1 protein-coding gene is annotated in these 1,153 nt (G+C 66.1%); it reads left to right on the top strand.

Features of this window, described 5'->3' with window-relative positions; genetic code table 11:
* Positions 1-303: 303 nt before the first annotated feature.
* Positions 304-1,153: bile acid:sodium symporter family protein (locus W930_RS0125310; RefSeq protein ID WP_028731430.1), on the top strand; the 850-nt coding region annotated here is incomplete at its 3' end.

The following is a 1,153-nucleotide window of genomic DNA, read 5'->3' as shown; positions in this document are numbered from 1 at the left end:
GGCGGCGCCGAGCGCGGCGATTTCGCCCAGCGCGGTCCGCGTCCCGCACGTCGCGACGGCGCGGGCGGTGCGCTGCTGATGGGCAAACCGAAGCGCGACTGAGCGGCTTCGGCGCACACGCGTCAACCGGATACGGCGTCGAGGCGTCGTATCCGAACGACACCGGAAAGGCCGTCTGCGCAAAATAAGTAAAATATTAAGCTTTTGCGCCCGGCGGCCCGGGCAAGCGACGAGCGCGGCGGCAAGCACCGGCGATGCCTCTTCGCCGATGCCCGCACCGCCTTCCCGTTCTCCGAGGATTTCATGATCGCCCGTGTTACCCGGCTGTTCCCGCTTTGGGCTCTGTTGCTGTCTGTTTTCGCTTTCCTTTCGCCGGGCAGTTTCTCCGGCGTCACGCCGCACGTCACGGCACTGCTGACCGTGGTGATGTTCGCGATGGGCGTCACGCTCACGTTCGACGATTTCAAGCGCGTATTCACGCGACCCGCGCCGATCGTGGCGGGCGTGGTGCTGCACTACCTCGTGATGCCGCTGGCCGCATGGGTCATCGCGCGCGTGCTGCATATGCCGCCGGACCTGACGGCCGGCATGGTGCTCGTGGGCAGCGTGGCGAGCGGCACGGCCTCGAACGTCATGATCTATCTTGCACGGGGCGACGTGGCACTGTCGGTGACCATCAGCGCCATGTCCACGCTCGTGGGCGTGTTCGCCACGCCGCTGCTCACGCGGTTGTATGTCGATGCGTCGATCGCCGTGGACGTCGAGGGCATGTTGCTGTCGATTCTTCAGATCGTGGCGCTGCCGATCGGCGCGGGCCTGATCATCAATCGCTACTTCGGACGCGTGGTGCGCGCCGTCGAGGGCTATCTTCCGCTCGTTTCGATGGTTGCGATCGTACTGATCATCGGCGCGGTGGTGGGGGCGAACCAGGGCAACATTGCCACGGTGGGGCCGCTGGTGATGCTCGGTGTCGTGCTGCATAACGGTCTGGGCCTGCTCGGCGGTTACTGGGGCGGACGTCTGCTCGGTTTCGACGAGTCGATCTGCCGCACGCTCGCCATCGAGGTGGGCATGCAGAACTCGGGCCTCGCGGCGACGCTCGGCAAGCTTTACTTCACGCCTCTCGCGGCGCTGCCCGGCGCGCTGTTCTCGG

The organism is Pandoraea sp. E26 (assembly GCF_000681415.1).
Classification (GTDB): Bacteria; Pseudomonadota; Gammaproteobacteria; order Burkholderiales; family Burkholderiaceae; genus Pandoraea; species Pandoraea pnomenusa.
The sequence above is the reverse complement of the archived record's forward strand: the minus strand, read 5'-3'. Positions and strand labels throughout refer to the sequence as shown.